Origin of the sequence: Francisella sp. SYW-2, assembly GCF_008711475.1 — a bacterium.
Lineage (GTDB): Bacteria > Pseudomonadota > Gammaproteobacteria > Francisellales > Francisellaceae > Francisella > Francisella salimarina.
The window spans coordinates 18244-35388 of record NZ_VXKO01000024.1; the positions used below are offsets into that span (position 1 = coordinate 18244).

Sequence of the window (17145 nt, forward strand, 5' to 3'; positions counted from 1 at the left end):
ATAGAAGAAAATGTCATATATTATTTTATGATATCAAGTATATACTCTTTTAAATTTTTACCAACTATTTCATATCTCCAACCAACTAATAGCTTATTATTCGAGTAATTAGGATCGATACTAAGATTGTATGCTACTGAGCGAATATCTTTTCTTGATGCTATTAATGAAGCATCGAATTTGAAGGTCTTTGTTTCAAGATCAAAAAAATTAGTTATTTTGTCATTTATCTCGGTGGATATTTTAGCTCCAGATTTTTGTTCTAAGTTTATATGCTCTAGATTTTGTTTAGAGTTAATAACTGTTATTATGCTTTTTTTGATCCAAGGCTTAAGTTTTTTTAGTTCTTCAGTATCAAATGAGTTTAAAGACTTAGGATTTTTATGAGCTATTGCATAGAGAATTTTATTATCAAAAATAAATCTAACAGGAATATTTTTTTGTTGAGCGATAGATTCACGCCATTGAGCTACCAATATGGCGTTTTTTTGTGTTTTTTCATTAAATTTTTGGATATTACCAATTTTATTATGGATGTTCTCAACAGTGTTAAATTCTGTTTTTTGTATCTCTAATAGTTCTTCATAGAAGTACTGTTTATAGTCAGTTTGATTAAGTTTCTCCTCAAGATGATGTTTGATCTCTATAAGATGCTCAACATCTTTTAGGGCATAGTCAAACTGCTTTTGAGAAAGTGGTCTTTTACGCCAATCTGAGAACTGTGATTCTTTCTCCATTTCAATATCTAATATGTCTTTAATTAAAGCCTTAAGAGATATTTGTGATTGAGTACCTAAAAATGAGGCTGCAAGCTGAGTATCAAAAATATTATTTACTTCACAATTAAAAAATCTTTTTATAATTGGAATATCATTCGTTGCTGAGTGAATTATTTTTTGGATACCTATATCCTCAAAAATATCTTTAAGTTTACTAAAATCAAGATCTTCTAGTGTGTCTATCAAGAAGATTTCATTTTCAGTAGCTATTTGTACAAGACAAAGCTCTGGGTAATATGTACGCATCCAGTAAAACTCTGTATCAACAGCTATTTCTTTTGCATTTTTGAGAGCTTTTACAACATCTTCTAATTTCTTATTTGTATCTATTATCATTTTTTTAATTTGTTGAGAGGTTTACGCCATGCAAGGGTGGCTATTTGTTTAGCATTTTGGGTGATTAAATCTCCGTGAGCGAGAATGATTTTATCAAAATCCCAATCTAGAATTTTCTGTAAATAGTGAGCTGTAAGTTCTTTATCACTCCAACCGATTTGATATTCTGGAGCAGGTTTAGCTTTGTTCCACATTCTAAAAATTAGCCACTATATCTTTATACCCCAGCCTATATTGTTTGTATTTATTAATAAATAGTAGATTAAACTAAGGATATTTTAACATTTTCATAAATTTATTGTTTAATAAAATTAGATGATTTTTTGATAATAGCATAAATAAAAAGCTTTTGGTTTTTATATTTAATTGATAGTATTTTTACTCTATTGAAAAATAAATTAGGAAAGTATTTGTACTATGTTTTTATTAAATTTTAAAAGATTAAAGTATTTATTATTTTTATTATTGTTGCTTCCATCATTGCTACTAGCAACACAAAAAGAATTTTATATTCAGACCTTTGATTCTGGATTCGGTGGCTTTTTTACTGCTAAAGCTATTGAAGAGAAAGCTAAAGAAGTAGTTAAAGACTATGATGTATCTTTTAAGATTAAACATTTGGGAGATACAAAAAATGCTCCCTATGGAGAAAAAAAGCCAGAAGCTATTGGATACTATACAGCCTTTAATCTAAGTGATATTTTTGAGCAAGGGTCACCTGATATGACTTTTGTTGCTTGTAATACTGCATCAACTAGAAAGAATCAAGCAAATGAAATCATAGACTCTATGTACGGAAAATCTAAAAGCAATAATATTTCTTATGTGATACAAGCTTCTACAAAGAGAGTTAAGAGCCTTATTGACCCTGTTTTAGCAAAAAACTCTGTTGCTAATATTTCAATAATATCAACTCCTGCTACTCTTAAATCTCAAGCGTATCCAAAAGCAATTGCTAAGTTATATGGTGGAACATTACAATCAAACCGTATACAAGAGATACCACAAGATAGGTGGTATAAAGGTAAAACAAGTAATAAAATAATATCTTTGACTAGAGTAAGTACGATTAAATTTGATGATAAAACAATCTTTATTTACCAGTTAGCTCCCGCAAATTGGGTTGATCTTGTTGAACATGGTGCCCCTAAGGATGTCAAAGAAAAAATAGTTGCTAGAGATTTAGATTTGTTAAAAGCAATAATTCCAAAAGGAACTAAAATAGATGTTTTCGGTGAGTTTTGTACTCATTATCCTGTAGTTGATGGCATTATCAAAAATGATACAAAAGATATCAAAACAGCTAATACTGAGTATATACTTCAAGGCCCTCTAATGGCAGATATTTTTATGCAAAGATTAATGCCAGAGATAGAACAATATAAAAGAGACAAACCGTTAGAAGATGGTAAAGAGTTACAGAAGCTATATAAAGAATTAAAACCTTCAATAGTAGTAACGGGAAATAATGTACAAGAAACGAGAGATCTTGTTAACACTATATTTCATGATCATAACCAAACAAAAATAACTTCTAGTAATTATTAGTTTCGACATATAAAATACCTTAAAAGTTAAACTTTATCCTATTTATCTTAATGATTTCTAATAATTCTAAAGATTTTGATTTAAAAAGTTTCTTGGCTAACTTGACTACACACTCCGGTGTTTATCGTATGCTTGATAAGCACGGAGAGATAATCTATGTCGGTAAAGCAAAAAATCTCAAAAATCGTGTAAATAGTTATTTTTTAAAGGGTGCAAAAGATAGCAAAACTCTGATGATGGTAGAGCAAGTAGCTCGAATTGAGATAACTATTACTCCTAGTGACTATGAAGCATATTTGTTAGAAAATAATCTCATTAAGCGACATCGTCCTAAATACAATATTTTATTTAAAGATGATAAAAGTTATCCATATCTAGTAATTTCTCGTGATAAGTTCCCTAGGATATCTTTTTATCGTGGCAAATCAGCATATAAAAAGGGCCAGTGTTTTGGACCTTATGTATCGATATCATCAGTTAAAAATACTCTAAATATTATCCAAAAAATTTTTCCAATCCGTCAATGTGAAAATTCATATTACAAGTCTAGGGTTAGACCATGCTTGCAATATCAAATTAAACGCTGTCTAGCACCATGTGTAGGCTTGGTTTCTCAAGAGCAATATGATGAGCAACTGATAATCTTAAAAAAATTCTTAGCAGGTAAATTTAGCTCTGTTTTAGAAGAAATCTCAGCAAAGATGTATCAAGCTTCTGAAGATATGGAGTATGAAAAGGCTCAAGTATATCGCGACCAGTTAGTGATATTACGCAAACTACAGCAGCAGCAAATAGTTGATATTCAAGAATATAAAACATTTGATGTAATTGGTATCTATATGCAAGATAGCTATGCAAGCATAGCATTATTACAAATTCAAAATGGTGATGTTGTCGCAGATAGACATTGGAGTATCGATGCCAAAGGGCAGGATAAAACTTCAATAATGCATGCATTCTTATCACATTTTTATTTAGGTGATGAAATTCGTAATATTTGGCCTAAAAATATAATCATATCAAAAGTTGAGTTTGCTTATATTACTGATCTTATGAATAGTATCTCTCAAAAAATTGGTCAAGCCATAAATTGGATAGTTGTACCAGCTGCTGACAATCTTAAGTGGTTGAAATTAGCTGAGGTAAATGCGCGACAAAAGTTAAGCATCTACACAAGTTCAAAATCTCAGTATCAAAAACGCTTAGAATCACTCAAAGAATTTCTTGAGTTAGAAAAAGATATTAAGCGTATTGAGTGTTTTGATATTTCACATTTCCAAGGTGAGGCAACTATAGCGTCATGTGTAGTATATACAGATGAGGGTGAAGATCGTAAATCTCATCGCAGATACAATATCAAAGATATCAAGGCTGGTGATGACTATGCAGCAATTCATCAGGCAGTATCGCGTCGAGTTAGTTCAGGGTTAGAAGCTGACAACCTCCCTGATGTTATGATAATAGATGGTGGTAAAGGGCAGATTCATCAAGCAGAAGCCGTTTTTAGAGAGTTTGGAATTCAAGATAAAGTCCAACTTGTAAGTTTAGGTAAAGGTGTTGAGCGTATAAGTGGTAAAGAAAAAATCTACAAAGGTTTTGATGATACCGAATATACATTAGATGAGCACAATCCAGGATTTTTATTATTACGACAAGTTAGGGACTCTGCTCATGATCATGCGATTAAAGGTCAGCGTAAAAAAGTAAGTGCAAATAGACAATCATCAATTATTGAAGAAATAGAAGGCGTTGGACCAAAGCGCCGTAAAGCTTTGATAATGTATTTTGGAGGCTGGCAAGAGCTGTCTAGAGCATCTGTTGATGAAATCGCAAAAGTCAAAGGGATTAGTAAAAAACTAGCCCAAGAGATTTGGGAATGTTTTCATTAAAAAATACTAAACATCAGCAACATAATGGCGTAGAATACTCGCATTTTAAAAACTATCAAATTAAGAAAATGAATAAAAAAGGTTTGCTACTAATTATTTTAGGAATATTTTCAATACTCTTTTGTTACTACTTTGTCGATAGACAAATTGTTTGGTTTCTATATGCGCATAATTCTCGACAATACACGATTATGAAGTTTTTCTCAGATGATATTATTTCATTTATAAAAGTTTTGGTATTTGTATTTTATGTATACTATTTCATTAAGCTTATACTCAAAAAAGTAGTAGATATTGATACAAAATTCTTGCTAGTAGCTAATGCAATTATAATTGGGCAATTTATCAAAGATATTTTAAAGGGTATTTTTGGTAGATATTGGACGGAAACTTTTAAGAATAATCCTTCTTTGATTAGAAATGATTTATATGGGTTCAATTGGTTTTCATTCGATAATATTAACAACTCTTTTCCATCTGGTCATGCTACATTTATATTTTCATTTAGTGTAAGTATGTGGATTTTATTTCCAAAATATAGATGGCTTTGGGCATTGTTGGCATTTTTAGTCGTGGTTACACAATTGTTACAATACTTCCACTTTGCTAGTGATTTAATTGCTGGATCAATGCTAGGATCAATAATTGGGTATTATGCGGCCCGGTCTTATAGTCAGAAAACTAAACAGTCTTAAATAGAAATACAAATCTCACAAAACTATAGTTATAAAATATCGATATGTTAAAATTATTACAAATATTTAATATTTGATTTAATTAGACAAAAATAATAATGGAAAAGAAACAAGTTAAAGCAGTATCACTAATCTCTGGTGGTCTTGATTCGATGCTTGCAACAAAGCTGATGCTAGAGCAGGGTATACATGTAGAAGGTATAAATTTTTTTACTGGTTTTTGTGTTGAGGGACATACTCATGCAATTCGTAAGCAAGATAAAGAAAAACAAAAACGTAACAATTCACTATGGGTTGCTGAGCAGTTAGGGATTAAGTTACATATTATTGATGTGATTGAAGAGTACAAAGATGTCTTACTAAACCCTAAATATGGCTATGGTGCGAATATGAATCCATGTCTAGATTGTAAGATTTTTATGGTGCGTAAAGCAAAAGAATGGGCAAAGGAAAATGGCTTCGATTTTATAATTACAGGTGAAGTAATAGGTCAAAGACCAATGTCACAGCGTAAAAGTACAATGCCAGTTGTTCAAAAACAATCGGGTGTAGATGATTTATTACTTAGGCCGCTAAGTGCTAAAAACTTGCCAGAAACAAAACCTGAAAGAGAAGGTTGGGTTGATAGATCTAAGCTAATGGGAATAACTGGTAGAGGTAGAAAAGATCAAATGAGAATGGCGCGTGAGTGGGGTATAGAAGATTATGCATCTCCTGCTGGAGGATGTTGTTTTCTCACTGATAAACAATACTCTGATAAACTAGTTGATTTATGGCAGGCGCGTAACTCAAAAGAGTATGAATTTGATGATATTATGCTTCTTAAAGTAGGCAGGCATATTCGTTATAAACCTGAGTATAAACTTATAGTCGGTCGCGAAGAAGGTGAGAATAATTATTTAAATGGCTATAAAAATCAATTTATACATGTTTACTGCTCATCCCATCAGGGTCCTTTAATTCTTATTGATGGCGACTTTGATAAGGCTGATGAAGATTTTACGGCACAAATTTTAGGCAGATTTACTCAGGGTAAAAATGCTGAAAGCGTAACAATGGTGTTTAACTATCTTGACGGTACCAGTAAGGAAGTTGTGGTTAAGCCGATGCCTGCTGATGAGGTTAAAAAAGAGTGGTATATATAATGCAACAATTAAACTTAGAAAGACTTCTTTGTCCAATGCCAGTTATCAAAACACAAAATGCTTTGAAAGCCATGCAGTCAGGTGAACAACTAAAAGTAGTTTGTACAGATCCGGGGACTATGCATGATATTCCAGCATGGTGTAAAGTAAATGATTATATACTTGTCAAAGCAGAACAAGTAGCAGATAAATATGAATTTATAATAGAGGTGAAATAGTGGATCATTCGGTTTTAAATGTGTTGGTTTGTCCAGTTTGTAACTCAAGCTTGCATTATGACAAAGAAAATCAGCTTTTAATTTGTAAGGCTGACAAATTAGCCTATCCAATTCGTGAGAATATTCCAGTAATGTTAGTTGAAGAAGCCAAAAAACTAACGCTAGAAGAGGTAAAAAAATATGGCTAATATTCATGTTGTAATTCCTGCTAGACTTAAGTCAACACGTCTACCTGGCAAGATGCTTGCAGATATCGCTGGTAAGCCAATGATTCAAAGAGTATATGAACAGGTAGCTAAATCAAAATTTAAGAGCATAATCATAGCTACAGACTCAGAAGAAATAAAAGAAGTTGCAGAAAAATTTGGTGCAAAAGTAATCTTAACAAGAGACGATCATGAATCTGGTACAGATAGGATAGCTGAGGCAGTTACTAAGCTAGGTTTTGCTGATGAAGATATTGTTGTCAATGTACAGGGTGATGAACCTTTGATTCCAATTGAAAATATCGAGCAAGCAGCGCAATTATTAATCGAAAAGCCACAAGCAGTTGTCTCGACATTGTGTGAGGGAATTACTGAAGCTGGAGACATATATAATCCAAATAATGTCAAAGTTGTTTTTGATAAAAATAATTATGCTTTATATTTCAGTAGAGCCTCAATCCCTTTTGAAAGAGGTTTTTCAGAGAATCATCAAGTTAGTATATCTGAGTTTTTTAGACATATTGGTATATACACTTATAGAGTTGGCTTTTTGAAGCATTATGCGGAACTTGAAATATCACCAATCGAAAAATATGAAGCTCTTGAGCAACTAAGAGTGTTATATAATGGTTATAAAATTGCTGTTGAGCAATCAGCTAAACCAACTCCTGCTGGTGTTGACACGCTTCAAGATTTAGAAAAAGTAAGGAAACTGTTTGATGTTTAAACTAGATTCTCGTTTAGAGGCAGATACATTTGAAATTTATGAACACTTAGACTGTAAAGTTTTGCTAATGAATAATTCAATAGTGCCTTGGTTTATAGTTGTACCGTTTACAGATAGAACAGAGTGGTATCAACTTGATGATTCACAGCAGTATAATATTAATAAGATTATTAATAAACTATCTAGCTTTGTAGTTAAAGAATATAATACAGACAAACTAAATGTAGCTACTATAGGTAATGTAGTTAAGCAAATGCATATTCATGTAGTAGGACGTTTTGAAAATGACCCTGTATGGCCAGCTCCAGTTTGGGGTAATATTCAGTCTAAAGCATATACTGAACAAGAAAAAAATAACTTATTAGAAAAAGTCAAAAATATATTCTAGTTAGACTAATCTTGATTAATCATCATATACTATTTATTTCAGATAACATTTAAATTATTAATTAGCTATAATATTAAGTAAATATTTTTTTATTTTAAATGGCTTGAATTTCTATGAAATTAAACAAGATATTAATAACAGTTTCAGTTTTATTTATCCCTATACAGTTTTGTTATAGTTTTGCACTTACTACAGGTGGTCAAATCAAAGACATGGCCCAAAGCTATGCTGAAAAAAAATATAATAGACAATATAAAGTTGAGAGAACTTATGATAGAGGATTATCTGTAGTTTTAGGAGAGTATGTTGATACAGGCTGGTTATCTAGTAAAAAAGTAAATGAATGTACTGTATTTGTGGCTAATCAACTTGATAATAATCTTGTGAATGCTAACCCTACTGTGCCTAGCATAGACGGGAAGTACAACGTGAATAGTGATAACTGTGGTGAGAATATACTAATGCCGAAAATCAAAAAGTATATAGAAAGTAACTTTATAAAAAATTACTATAGCTTAGATACTATAAGTCTTCATTTGAAAATAAGCTATAACTCATCAGAAAACTATCGTGATCTTGAAAGATTGTCTTATAAAAATAAACGTACTTATGAAATATTTAATCAAGACAATAATTGGCTATTAAGTGCAGAAGAATGGTTTGCTAAATATAAAGGCCAACTTAAAGTTAAAAGTATTGCTATAGATATTTACAACCAACCTAAAAATCCTATGAGTATGACAAAAGCAATAGAGTTTGGCTATAATCTTGATTCTTATTTACGTTATTTGACAGATAGTAATAATATACAAGGGCTTTATATTCACGTAACTTCTTTAAGTTCTCAAGAGCTGAAAGATAAAGGTGGTTCCAAAACTAAAGTTGAATTATCAAAAGAACATCCTAGAGGAGTTATTTATAATTACTATTTTGGTATAGCTAATGCAAAAAATGAGCCACTTACAAAATCAAATATATTTGAACATGCCTATCTTACAGATTCTAATAGTGAAACTGGTTACATACTTGTTAAAGATTCAAAATACTATCAGCCGATTGAGAAAATATTAGCTAAAAAATAAAAGCTATTGGTTAATAAGCTACTAAAGTTTATAGAAATGAATATATTAAGCCTGTTGTAACGATATTTACAGATGTATTGTTAAAATTTCTGACATAAATATAATTCACACCAACACTTAAGTTGTCGATAAATTTAACAGGTGTTCCTAAGCTAATAGGGAAAATTACAAATCCGGTTTGAGAGTTATCACTATTAAGATATGATTCAGGAGCATTATTCGCATTGTCTATATTGAGTATATTATTATGACTAAGGCCAGCTCCTACACCAGCACTTAAATTTAAGTAATTATTTATTTTATAATAGTATTTTAAGATGCCCATATAGTTATTATTGACTAATGTAGTAGAATACTGCTTAGATATGGCAGCAGCATAGCCAAATTCAGCACCAAAGGATTTTGTAAATCTATATCCAACAGTCGTAAATACTATACCACTGGGAGATCCAGCCGTAGCTTGCCCCCATCCTCCACTAACTCCTACAAATGGTGCGGGTTCGAAATCTTTACTATTTATATCATCAAAGTTATATACGTTGTAATAGCTTTTTTTATCAAGTATATCCTCATCATGGAGAGGTTCTGAAGCAAAAGAAAAGTGTGATGTGATCAAAGCTATGATAGTATAAAAAAATATCTGAATCTTATAATAAATTGTAGTCAATTTTGACTCTAATAATTTACCAAGAATAGTCATTCTAGAACTTCATAGAATATCAGTTATTTTTACCACATATTATATGTGTGCCTTGACAAGCTTTTGAAATATAAAAAGTAGGCTTTATATTAAATTTTTCAAAATAGTTTTTTTCTAAGTAGTCAGTATAATCCTTCAAAAGTTTAGTCGGCAGAAGGTGTATAGTTGAGCCTCCAAAACCGCCGCCCGTCATTCTAGCTCCATAAACTCCAGCAAAACTTTGAGATAGCTCGACTAAGTAATCAAGTTCATAACAACTAACTTTATAATCATTTTTTAAAGAGTTATGAGATTGGTACATTAGGTTACCTAAATCATTCCAATCTTTACTTATCATTGCATTAGTAGCATCTATTACTCTTTGATTTTCTGTGTAGACATGCAATGCCAGTTTATAGTCTTCGTTCTTAAAATTAGCTTTAGTATGCTCTAATTTTTGTATATCTAGCTCACGCAGTGATTTTATATTATTAAATCTAGCTATATCTTCACAAACTTGACGACGTTTGTTATAGGCAGAGTCTGCTAGATTATGTTTGATATTTGTATCACAAATAAGTACCGATAGATTGTCAAGTTCAAAAGGTATGTTGTTACAATGATTATCATTACAATCAATCATTGTTGCAGCATTCTGCTCTGAAAATAAACAAGCCATCTGATCCATAATTCCACATTTTGTACCAATATATTCATGCTCGACTTTTTGAGCAATTTCTGCAAGCTCAAGTTTAGAGATGTTTAGTTTATAGATCTCATTATAAGCATAAGCTAATGCAGTATTTAAAGAAGCAGATGATGAAAGACCAGCTCCAAAAGGTAAATCACTAAAGATATAAATATCCGCACCTCTGATATCTTTATGGAAATCTAATTTAATTATATTTATAACGCCTTTTATATAGTTTTGCCATGTGTTTGATACTTCTTGGTTTATTTCATTGATATTAAAAGAAGTTGAGTCATCAAGATTTTCACTATAGACATTTACAACATTATCACTTCTTGTTGCTATAGATATAAAAGTGCCTTTGTTGATTGCAAATGGCATTACATAACCACTATTATAATCAGTATGTTCTCCAATTAAATTTACTCTGCCAGGCGAGAAAAAAACTTGGGGAGTTCTACCATAAAGTTTAACGAAACGATTGATTAGATTATCTTTGATACAGTCCATCATAATTATAGCTCTCTTAAAACTTGTGCCGCTAGCTCTGGAGTAATATCTCTTTGCGATTCTCCAAGCATTTCAAAACCAACCATAAATTTCTTAACTGTCGCTGAACGCAACAATGGCGGATAGAAATGTGCATGAAGTTGCCAGTAATCAGATTCTGTAGCATTTATTGAACCGTGCCAGCCCATTGAATATGGGAATGAAGTATCAAATAGCTTATCGTATTTTACTAATAATGTTTTAAGAGCATTGGCAAGTGATCTTCTTTGCAAATTATTCAGATGATTAATATGAGCGCATTTGAATTTTGGTAGCAATAATGTTTCATAGGGCCATGTTGCCCAAAATGGTACAACGATTAACCAGTCATCATTTTGATAAACAATTCGGTCTTTTTCATTTATTTCTCTATTAGCATAGTCTAACAGCATATTAGACTTGTTTTTCTCAAAGTATTGTTGTTGCGATTTATACTCTTTTTGAGCCTCTGTTGGTAAGAAGTCACAAGCCCAAATTTGTCCATGCGGATGAGGATTTGAGCAACCCATAATTGAACCTTTATTTTCAAAAACTTGCACCCACTGATATTTTTTACTGAGTTCACTAACTTCGGCTGCCCATAAATCTACAACTTTAGTTATATCTTCTTCTTGCATTGATGCCATTGTCAGATTATGTTTAGCAGAAAAACAAACAACCTTAGCAATACCTGTAGCACCACTTAATTGAAATAAATCGTCATTTATTTCAAGTTTAGGGTCTATCTTTTCCTTAGAAAGTGCTGAGAAATCATTCTCAAATACAAAAGTTTCTTTGAAGTCAGGATTTACTTCTCCATTTGCTCGAGTATTAGTTGGACAAAGATAACATTTATCATCATACTCAGGAAGGGTGTTTTTTTGTGTTTCTTCTGATTGACCTTGCCAAGGTCTATTTAATCTGTGAGGAGATACTAATACCCATTCGTTAGTCAAAATGTTTTTACGACGATGGGAGAATTTTAGTTGTGAGACTGTAGTCGAAATCTTCATTTATAATTAAAAAAATGTTGTTTTGTATTTTGAGTATAGTATATCATGAGTAATTGGAGTGTTTAGTAAAAATTAATGTAGGAAGTTTGTATGCAGAGTGAGAAAAAAATAAATTTTGTAGTCATTCGTGTGGCTATAATAGCAGCACTTGCTGGTTTACTTTTTGGTATGGATATTGGCTATGTCAATGGTTCATTACATTTTATATCCCAGACATTTGACTTAAGTGTTGCTGAGAGTGGTCATGTATCTAGTGTATTGTTGCTGGGTGCTGCTTGTGGAGCGTTATGTAGTGGCTTTTTATCAAAGCACTATGGACGTAGAAAAGTTTTATTAATTGCAGCTGCTATATTTTCTATATTTACAATTGTAGGTATTTTAGCTCCAAATTATGAAGTGTTTATTTCATCAAGATTTGTTTTAGGAATAGCAGTAGGTATAGCTTCATTTATAGCTCCATTATATTTATCTGAAATCGCTCCAAAAGAGTTTAGGGGAGCGCTTATAGCTTTGTATCAGTTAATGATTACTATTGGCTTATTTTTGGTTTTCCTGACAAATTCCGCATTAGAAAGTACTGGTTCATGGAGAATAATGTTAGCTGTATTAGCAGTTCCATCTGTGATAATGTTTTTTGGGTGTTTGACGTTACCAAGAAGCCCAAGATGGCTAGTGTTAAAGGGTAATAATCAAGAAGCTGCGTTAGTCCTTAAAAAGATAAGATCAAGTGAAGCTGAAGCTCTAGAAGAGCATGAGGAAATTAGACAAACAACTCATACAGGAGTTAGTGTCTTTTCACTACTTAAGAAAAAGTTTTTTATAAAGGTAGTATTACTAGGTATTGCTTTACAGGCATTTCAACAGTTTACTGGTATGAATGCTTTTATGTATTATTCAACAGATATTTTCAAACTAGCAGGATTTACTAATCCTTCAACATCAACAATAGTAATTGGTTTACTGAATATGTTGACTACGTTCTTAGCTATTAAGTATGTTGATAAGTTTGGACGTAAACCTATTTTATACTTTGGATTAAGTTTACTTATTACATCATGTCTTGTAGTAGGATTTATATTTAAAGCTCACTTTGAATATGGCCAACCAATGGTTTTATCTCAGACACTACAATGGACGGCTCTAATTTTCTGTTTATTGTTCATTTTTGGTTTTGCTATATCTATGGGGCCTGTAATTTGGATTTTATGTTCAGAGATTCAGCCTATCGAAGGTAGAGACTTCGGTGTTACAGTTTCAACTATGAGTAACTGGATTTGTAATGCTATTATTGGTAACTTTGCATTAACTTGGCTGACATTTCATCCAGATAGTACATTCTTTGGATTTGCTATATCTTGTATAATTTGCGTTTTATTTGTGAAGTTTTTTGTACCAGAGACAAAAGATGTATCTCTAGAGGAAATTGAAAATAATCTAAGAGCTGGCAAACGTCTAGCTAAGATTGGTAGTTAATTTGTAAATTATTGAGTAACTAGTGAGGTTGAAGTATGGATGCTCATCAAGAATATAGAAGAATAGTTTATTTGATAGCGGCAATAGCAGCATTAGGCGGGTTGCTATTTGGTTTAGATCAGGGGTTTATTGGTAATGCTGGTGACACTCTCAATAAGCTATATGGTTTAGACCCAAATGCTGCTGGTAGCTTCAATGCTATATTAGCAACAGGAGGTATTTTAGGTACTATTTGTAGTGGCTTTTTTACTAGATTCTTTGGTAGAAAAAATACATTAATGATTGCTGGATTTGCTTTCCTGGTAGGTGCTTTGATTTCATCTTTTTTGCCACCTATTGATATATTAACTTCATGTAGATTTTTACTCGGTTTTGGAGTTGGTTTGGCATCATTTGCTACTCCGTTATACCTTGCTGAAACAGCACCGACTAAGATTAGAGGAGCAATTTCAACACTATTTCAGCTAATGATAACTTTTGGTATATTTTTGATTTCTCTGACCAATATTATTATTGTGATGTGGTTGGGGCATCAAGAAATTTCATTAACTATGATGTTTAGTGTTATTACGTTCTTCGCATTTTTGATGTTTGTTGGGTGTTTTTTCTTACCTAAAAGTCCAAGATGGTTATTATCAAAAGGTAGAGACAGTGAAGCTCATAAGGTTCTTTCAAGACTAAGGGCTGCTCATGAGATTGATAAAGAAATTGCTGAAACCAAAAAAGTTCTTAATACAGATCATGGTTCAGTTGTAGAGAGTCTAACTAAAAAATATTTCTGGAAAATATTGATCGTTGGTGTAATTATTCAAATGTTCCAACAATTGGTTGGTATTAATATGATGATTTATTATGCACCTCATTTTTTATCTGATGTTGGACTTAATGTATTAGTAGCAGCTCTTGCCGTGTATTTGGTTAACTTCTTATCTACATTCCCAGCTATAAGATGGGTCGAAAAATGGGGAAGAAAGAGGTTGTTAACAGTCGGTGCTATTGTGATGATGTCTTCATTGATAGTGTCTGCTATATGTTTTTACTTCATTAAGCATACTCAAGATCCAGCTGATTTTATCAAATATGTATTGCTTATATCTTGTTTGGTATATATTTTTGGTTTTGCTTGCTCATGGGGACCGGTTGCATGGACCCTTTGTTCTGAGATTTTCCCTATTAAAACTAGAGAGATAGGTATGACAGTTACAACAGTTGTTAACTGGACATTTGCAGGATTTGTGATTGCAAATTCAAATGTTATTATGACAAAAGTAGCATTTGGTGATGTTATCATATTCCTAGTTTATGCAGCATTTTGTTTAGCAGCTATATTTTTCTTAAAAATGTTTGTACCGGAAACTAAGGACACTAGTTTGGAAAAAATTGAAAATAATCTTATTTCAGGTAAAAAACTTCGTGACTTAGGTCATTAGTTGCTTCTTAATAAAGTTGTATATTTCTACCAAATAATGTATCCTAAGCTTTGTAATTACTAATAGTTAAATCAAAAAATAAGGAACTATAATTATGAAAGCTTCAGCTAGACATTTATTAGTACAATCAGAGTCTGAGTGTCAACAAATTAAAAAAGATATATCTGAAGGTAAAATAACTTTTGAAGAAGCAGCTAAAAAACATTCTTTATGTCCATCAGGAGCTAGAGGTGGTGATTTAGGTACTTTCTCTCAAGGTCAAATGGTTCCTGAGTTCGATAAAGTTGTATTCAACGATGAACTTCACAAAGTTCACGGTCCTGTTCAAACTCAATTTGGTTATCATTTATTAGAAGTTACATCTCGCGGATAATTTTAAATTTCTCAAAATTTTCAAATTATTAAATAAATTTCTCATATAAAAATTTACGGACAAAAATGAATTCTGAAACTAAAAAAGATTTTAGTCAGCTTGGGCTGAATCAAGATATTATAGACACTGTTATAAAATTAGGATACGAAAATCCAACACCTATTCAACAGTATGCTATTCCATATATCTTATCGGGTAGAGATGTGCTTGGTCAAGCACAGACGGGTACAGGTAAAACAGCAGCTTTTGCATTACCTTTAATAAACAATATGGATATGGAATCTCGAGATAGAGCTCCTCAAGTATTAGTACTTGCTCCAACAAGAGAACTAGCAATACAAGTAGCAGAACAGTTTGAGGCTTTTGCTAAAAATATATCAAACCTAGATGTTACATGTATATACGGTGGTCAAGAATATGGCTCTCAAATAAGAGCTCTTAAGCAAGGTGTAAAAGTTGTAGTAGGTACAACAGGACGAGTAATGGATCATATTGAGAAAGGTACATTACAACTAGATAACTTAAGAGCATTAGTATTAGATGAAGCAGATGAAATGCTCAGAATGGGCTTTATTGATGATGTTAGATACGTTCTAAGTCATGTATCAGATGAGTGTCAGAGATTACTTTTCTCAGCGACTATTCCTACTGATATAGCGGATATTATCCAAGAATATCTAAGAAATCCTTGTAAAATACAAGTAAAAGCAAAAACAAAAACAGCAAATACTGTGACGCAGAAGTTCATGGTTATTAAAGGCTTTAGAAAGATAGATGCTTTAGATAGATTGCTTGAAGTTGAAGAAACTGACGGAGTTATTATATTTGTTAAAACTAAAACAAGTACCATAGAAGTAGCTGATAATCTAAAGGCTCTTGGTTATAAAGTGGCTGCTATTAATGGGGATATGCAACAATCTCAGCGTGAGTATATAGTTGATCAATTCAGAAGTGCTAAATCTGATATATTAGTGGCTACTGATGTAGTTGCCAGAGGTATAGACCTTGAGCGTATTAGTCATGTGATTAATTATGATATGCCAAATGATACAGATACATATGTACATAGAATTGGTCGTACAGGTAGAGCAGGTCGTGAAGGAACATCTATCTCTCTAGTTCCACTAAAAGAAATGAGATTTTTGCGTACTTTAGAGAGATTTACAGGCTCTCCGATGCAAGAAGTATTTATGCCAAGTGCCAAAGATTTAGCACAAAGTAGAATCGATCACTTCAAAACTAGAGTCGCTTCAGCATTAGATAAGAACAAGTCTTTGGATAAATACAAAGAAATTATCACGGGTATTCGCGATGAATTAGAGTTAGATTCAGATGAACTTCTAGCAGTACTTACTTTATTAGCACAAGGTAAGAAGTCGTTTTTCCCAAGAGAAATTCAAGCTAGAGATGACAGATCTCAAAGAGATAGGAATTCTAGAAATAATCCTAGAGATGGTCGTAGAAATGATAGATTTGAGCGTAGAGGTGAGCGCGGTGATAGAAATAACCGTTTTGAAAGATCAGATAGAAAACCTCGTAGAGCTGTAAATATTGATTTGACGACATATAAACTTGAAGTTGGTCGCGATAATGATGTTCAGCCTAGAAATATTGTTGGTGCAATAGCTAATGAGGGAAATATTGATAGTAAGCATATTTGTAACATTTCTATTCAAAAAGATCATACATTAGTAGATCTGCCAGCTAACTTATCTCCAAAAGTTATCAGTCATCTCAGAAAAGTTTGGGTTGCGGGTAAAAAGTTAAATCTTATAGCTAGATAATACTGATTTCTTATATTCTCAAATAAATAATTTCTCTCTGTACACGATAATTTTTTCATATTTTAAGTTCCTTAGTAGTTTTATTGAATATTTTGAGACACAAGGAGAAATCATTGCTATAAAATCCAATTTTTTGAATAGCATTTACAATCATGTCTAGT

The 17145-nt window shown here is 32.0% G+C and carries 18 protein-coding genes; 13 read left to right on the plus strand and 5 right to left on the minus strand.

Annotated features, from left to right (window positions below):
* Positions 1-20 precede the first annotated feature (20 nt).
* Together F3D57_RS07810 and F3D57_RS07815 are read right to left on the minus strand one after the other, a co-directional pair.
* Entirely contained in the window at positions 21-1115 is a 1095-nt protein-coding gene (locus F3D57_RS07810) for a ribonuclease D (protein ID WP_150465829.1), read from the minus strand.
* A complete protein-coding gene (locus F3D57_RS07815) occupies positions 1112-1309 on the minus strand; it encodes a hypothetical protein (RefSeq protein ID WP_150465830.1) in 198 nt (65 codons plus the stop codon). Before F3D57_RS07815 ends, F3D57_RS07810 begins: the two co-directional genes overlap by 4 nt.
* Before the next feature lie 223 nt (positions 1310-1532).
* On the opposite strand from F3D57_RS07815, the gene F3D57_RS07820 reads away from it, so the two are divergent.
* From F3D57_RS07820 to F3D57_RS07860, 9 genes are all read left to right on the plus strand, one after another.
* A complete protein-coding gene (locus F3D57_RS07820) occupies positions 1533-2663 on the plus strand; it encodes a hypothetical protein (protein WP_150465831.1) in 1131 nt (376 codons plus the stop codon).
* Positions 2664-2713: 50 nt separating this feature from the next.
* Positions 2714-4552, plus strand: a complete 1839-nt coding sequence (gene uvrC, locus F3D57_RS07825; RefSeq protein ID WP_150465832.1) for an excinuclease ABC subunit UvrC — start codon at positions 2714-2716, stop codon at positions 4550-4552.
* Positions 4553-4620: 68 nt separating this feature from the next.
* Positions 4621-5247, plus strand: a complete 627-nt coding sequence (locus tag F3D57_RS07830) for a phosphatase PAP2 family protein (protein ID WP_150465842.1) — start codon at positions 4621-4623, stop codon at positions 5245-5247.
* A 98-nt stretch (positions 5248-5345) separates the two neighbouring features.
* Positions 5346-6392: a tRNA (5-methylaminomethyl-2-thiouridylate)-methyltransferase gene (locus F3D57_RS07835; protein WP_150465833.1), complete on the plus strand. Its 1047-nt coding sequence runs from the start codon at positions 5346-5348 to the stop codon at positions 6390-6392.
* Entirely contained in the window at positions 6392-6610 is a 219-nt protein-coding gene (locus tag F3D57_RS07840) for a sulfurtransferase TusA family protein (protein WP_042518577.1), read from the plus strand. Before F3D57_RS07835 ends, F3D57_RS07840 begins: the two co-directional genes overlap by 1 nt.
* Positions 6610-6798: a Trm112 family protein gene (locus F3D57_RS07845; RefSeq protein WP_013923253.1), complete on the plus strand. Its 189-nt coding sequence runs from the start codon at positions 6610-6612 to the stop codon at positions 6796-6798. Before F3D57_RS07840 ends, F3D57_RS07845 begins: the two co-directional genes overlap by 1 nt.
* Positions 6791-7543, plus strand: a complete 753-nt coding sequence (gene kdsB, locus F3D57_RS07850; protein WP_150465834.1) for a 3-deoxy-manno-octulosonate cytidylyltransferase — start codon at positions 6791-6793, stop codon at positions 7541-7543. The genes F3D57_RS07845 and kdsB overlap by 8 nt, the downstream gene beginning before the upstream one ends.
* Positions 7536-7931: an HIT domain-containing protein gene (locus F3D57_RS07855; RefSeq protein ID WP_013923251.1), complete on the plus strand. Its 396-nt coding sequence runs from the start codon at positions 7536-7538 to the stop codon at positions 7929-7931. Before kdsB ends, F3D57_RS07855 begins: the two co-directional genes overlap by 8 nt.
* Before the next feature lie 113 nt (positions 7932-8044).
* Positions 8045-9013 (plus strand): hypothetical protein, encoded by a 969-nt coding sequence (locus F3D57_RS07860; RefSeq protein WP_150465835.1) that lies wholly within the window; start codon positions 8045-8047, stop codon positions 9011-9013.
* Positions 9014-9041: 28 nt separating this feature from the next.
* Here the strand turns inward: F3D57_RS07860 and F3D57_RS07865 are convergent, their stop codons facing one another.
* From F3D57_RS07865 to F3D57_RS07875, 3 genes are read right to left on the minus strand one after another with little or no spacing between them, the layout of a single operon-like run.
* The gene (locus tag F3D57_RS07865) at positions 9042-9713 is read right to left on the minus strand and encodes an outer membrane beta-barrel protein (protein ID WP_150465836.1); all 672 of its coding nucleotides are present in this window, start codon (positions 9711-9713) and stop codon (positions 9042-9044) included.
* Positions 9714-9732: 19 nt separating this feature from the next.
* The gene (gene galK / locus F3D57_RS07870) at positions 9733-10896 is read right to left on the minus strand and encodes a galactokinase (protein ID WP_150465837.1); all 1164 of its coding nucleotides are present in this window, start codon (positions 10894-10896) and stop codon (positions 9733-9735) included.
* A gap of 2 nt (positions 10897-10898) precedes the next feature.
* Positions 10899-11924 carry a UDP-glucose--hexose-1-phosphate uridylyltransferase gene (locus F3D57_RS07875; protein ID WP_146421278.1) on the minus strand — a complete coding sequence of 342 codons (1026 nt, stop codon included), beginning with the start codon at positions 11922-11924 and terminating at the stop codon, positions 10899-10901.
* A 90-nt stretch (positions 11925-12014) separates the two neighbouring features.
* Here F3D57_RS07875 and F3D57_RS07880 point away from each other — a divergent pair, with 90 nt between their 5' ends.
* From F3D57_RS07880 to F3D57_RS07895, 4 genes are all read left to right on the plus strand, one after another.
* Entirely contained in the window at positions 12015-13397 is a 1383-nt protein-coding gene (locus F3D57_RS07880; RefSeq protein WP_150465838.1) for a sugar porter family MFS transporter, read from the plus strand.
* 35 nt (positions 13398-13432) lie between these two features.
* Entirely contained in the window at positions 13433-14827 is a 1395-nt protein-coding gene (locus F3D57_RS07885) for a sugar porter family MFS transporter (RefSeq protein ID WP_150465839.1), read from the plus strand.
* A gap of 94 nt (positions 14828-14921) precedes the next feature.
* The gene (locus F3D57_RS07890; RefSeq protein ID WP_013923244.1) at positions 14922-15200 is read left to right on the plus strand and encodes a peptidylprolyl isomerase; all 279 of its coding nucleotides are present in this window, start codon (positions 14922-14924) and stop codon (positions 15198-15200) included.
* A 65-nt stretch (positions 15201-15265) separates the two neighbouring features.
* A complete protein-coding gene (locus F3D57_RS07895) occupies positions 15266-16984 on the plus strand; it encodes a DEAD/DEAH box helicase (RefSeq protein WP_150465840.1) in 1719 nt (572 codons plus the stop codon).
* Positions 16985-17145: the final 161 nt, after the last annotated feature.

Bases quoted from the DNA above. Each gene is read 5' to 3' on its own strand.
- F3D57_RS07810 (WP_150465829.1), bottom strand. From the start codon at position 1,115: ATGATAATAGATACAAATAAGAAATTAGAAGATGTTGTAAAAGCTCTC.
- F3D57_RS07815 (WP_150465830.1), bottom strand. From the start codon at position 1,309: ATGTGGAACAAAGCTAAACCTGCTCCAGAATATCAAATCGGTTGGAGT.
- F3D57_RS07820 (WP_150465831.1), top strand. From the start codon at position 1,533: ATGTTTTTATTAAATTTTAAAAGATTAAAGTATTTATTATTTTTATTA.
- uvrC (WP_150465832.1), top strand. From the start codon at position 2,714: ATGATTTCTAATAATTCTAAAGATTTTGATTTAAAAAGTTTCTTGGCT.
- F3D57_RS07830 (WP_150465842.1), top strand. From the start codon at position 4,621: ATGAATAAAAAAGGTTTGCTACTAATTATTTTAGGAATATTTTCAATA.
- F3D57_RS07835 (WP_150465833.1), top strand. From the start codon at position 5,346: ATGGAAAAGAAACAAGTTAAAGCAGTATCACTAATCTCTGGTGGTCTT.
- F3D57_RS07840 (WP_042518577.1), top strand. From the start codon at position 6,392: ATGCAACAATTAAACTTAGAAAGACTTCTTTGTCCAATGCCAGTTATC.
- kdsB (WP_150465834.1), top strand. From the start codon at position 6,791: ATGGCTAATATTCATGTTGTAATTCCTGCTAGACTTAAGTCAACACGT.
- F3D57_RS07855 (WP_013923251.1), top strand. From the start codon at position 7,536: ATGTTTAAACTAGATTCTCGTTTAGAGGCAGATACATTTGAAATTTAT.
- F3D57_RS07860 (WP_150465835.1), top strand. From the start codon at position 8,045: ATGAAATTAAACAAGATATTAATAACAGTTTCAGTTTTATTTATCCCT.
- F3D57_RS07865 (WP_150465836.1), bottom strand. From the start codon at position 9,713: ATGACTATTCTTGGTAAATTATTAGAGTCAAAATTGACTACAATTTAT.
- galK (WP_150465837.1), bottom strand. From the start codon at position 10,896: ATGATGGACTGTATCAAAGATAATCTAATCAATCGTTTCGTTAAACTT.
- F3D57_RS07875 (WP_146421278.1), bottom strand. From the start codon at position 11,924: ATGAAGATTTCGACTACAGTCTCACAACTAAAATTCTCCCATCGTCGT.
- F3D57_RS07880 (WP_150465838.1), top strand. From the start codon at position 12,015: ATGCAGAGTGAGAAAAAAATAAATTTTGTAGTCATTCGTGTGGCTATA.
- F3D57_RS07885 (WP_150465839.1), top strand. From the start codon at position 13,433: ATGGATGCTCATCAAGAATATAGAAGAATAGTTTATTTGATAGCGGCA.
- F3D57_RS07890 (WP_013923244.1), top strand. From the start codon at position 14,922: ATGAAAGCTTCAGCTAGACATTTATTAGTACAATCAGAGTCTGAGTGT.
- F3D57_RS07895 (WP_150465840.1), top strand. From the start codon at position 15,266: ATGAATTCTGAAACTAAAAAAGATTTTAGTCAGCTTGGGCTGAATCAA.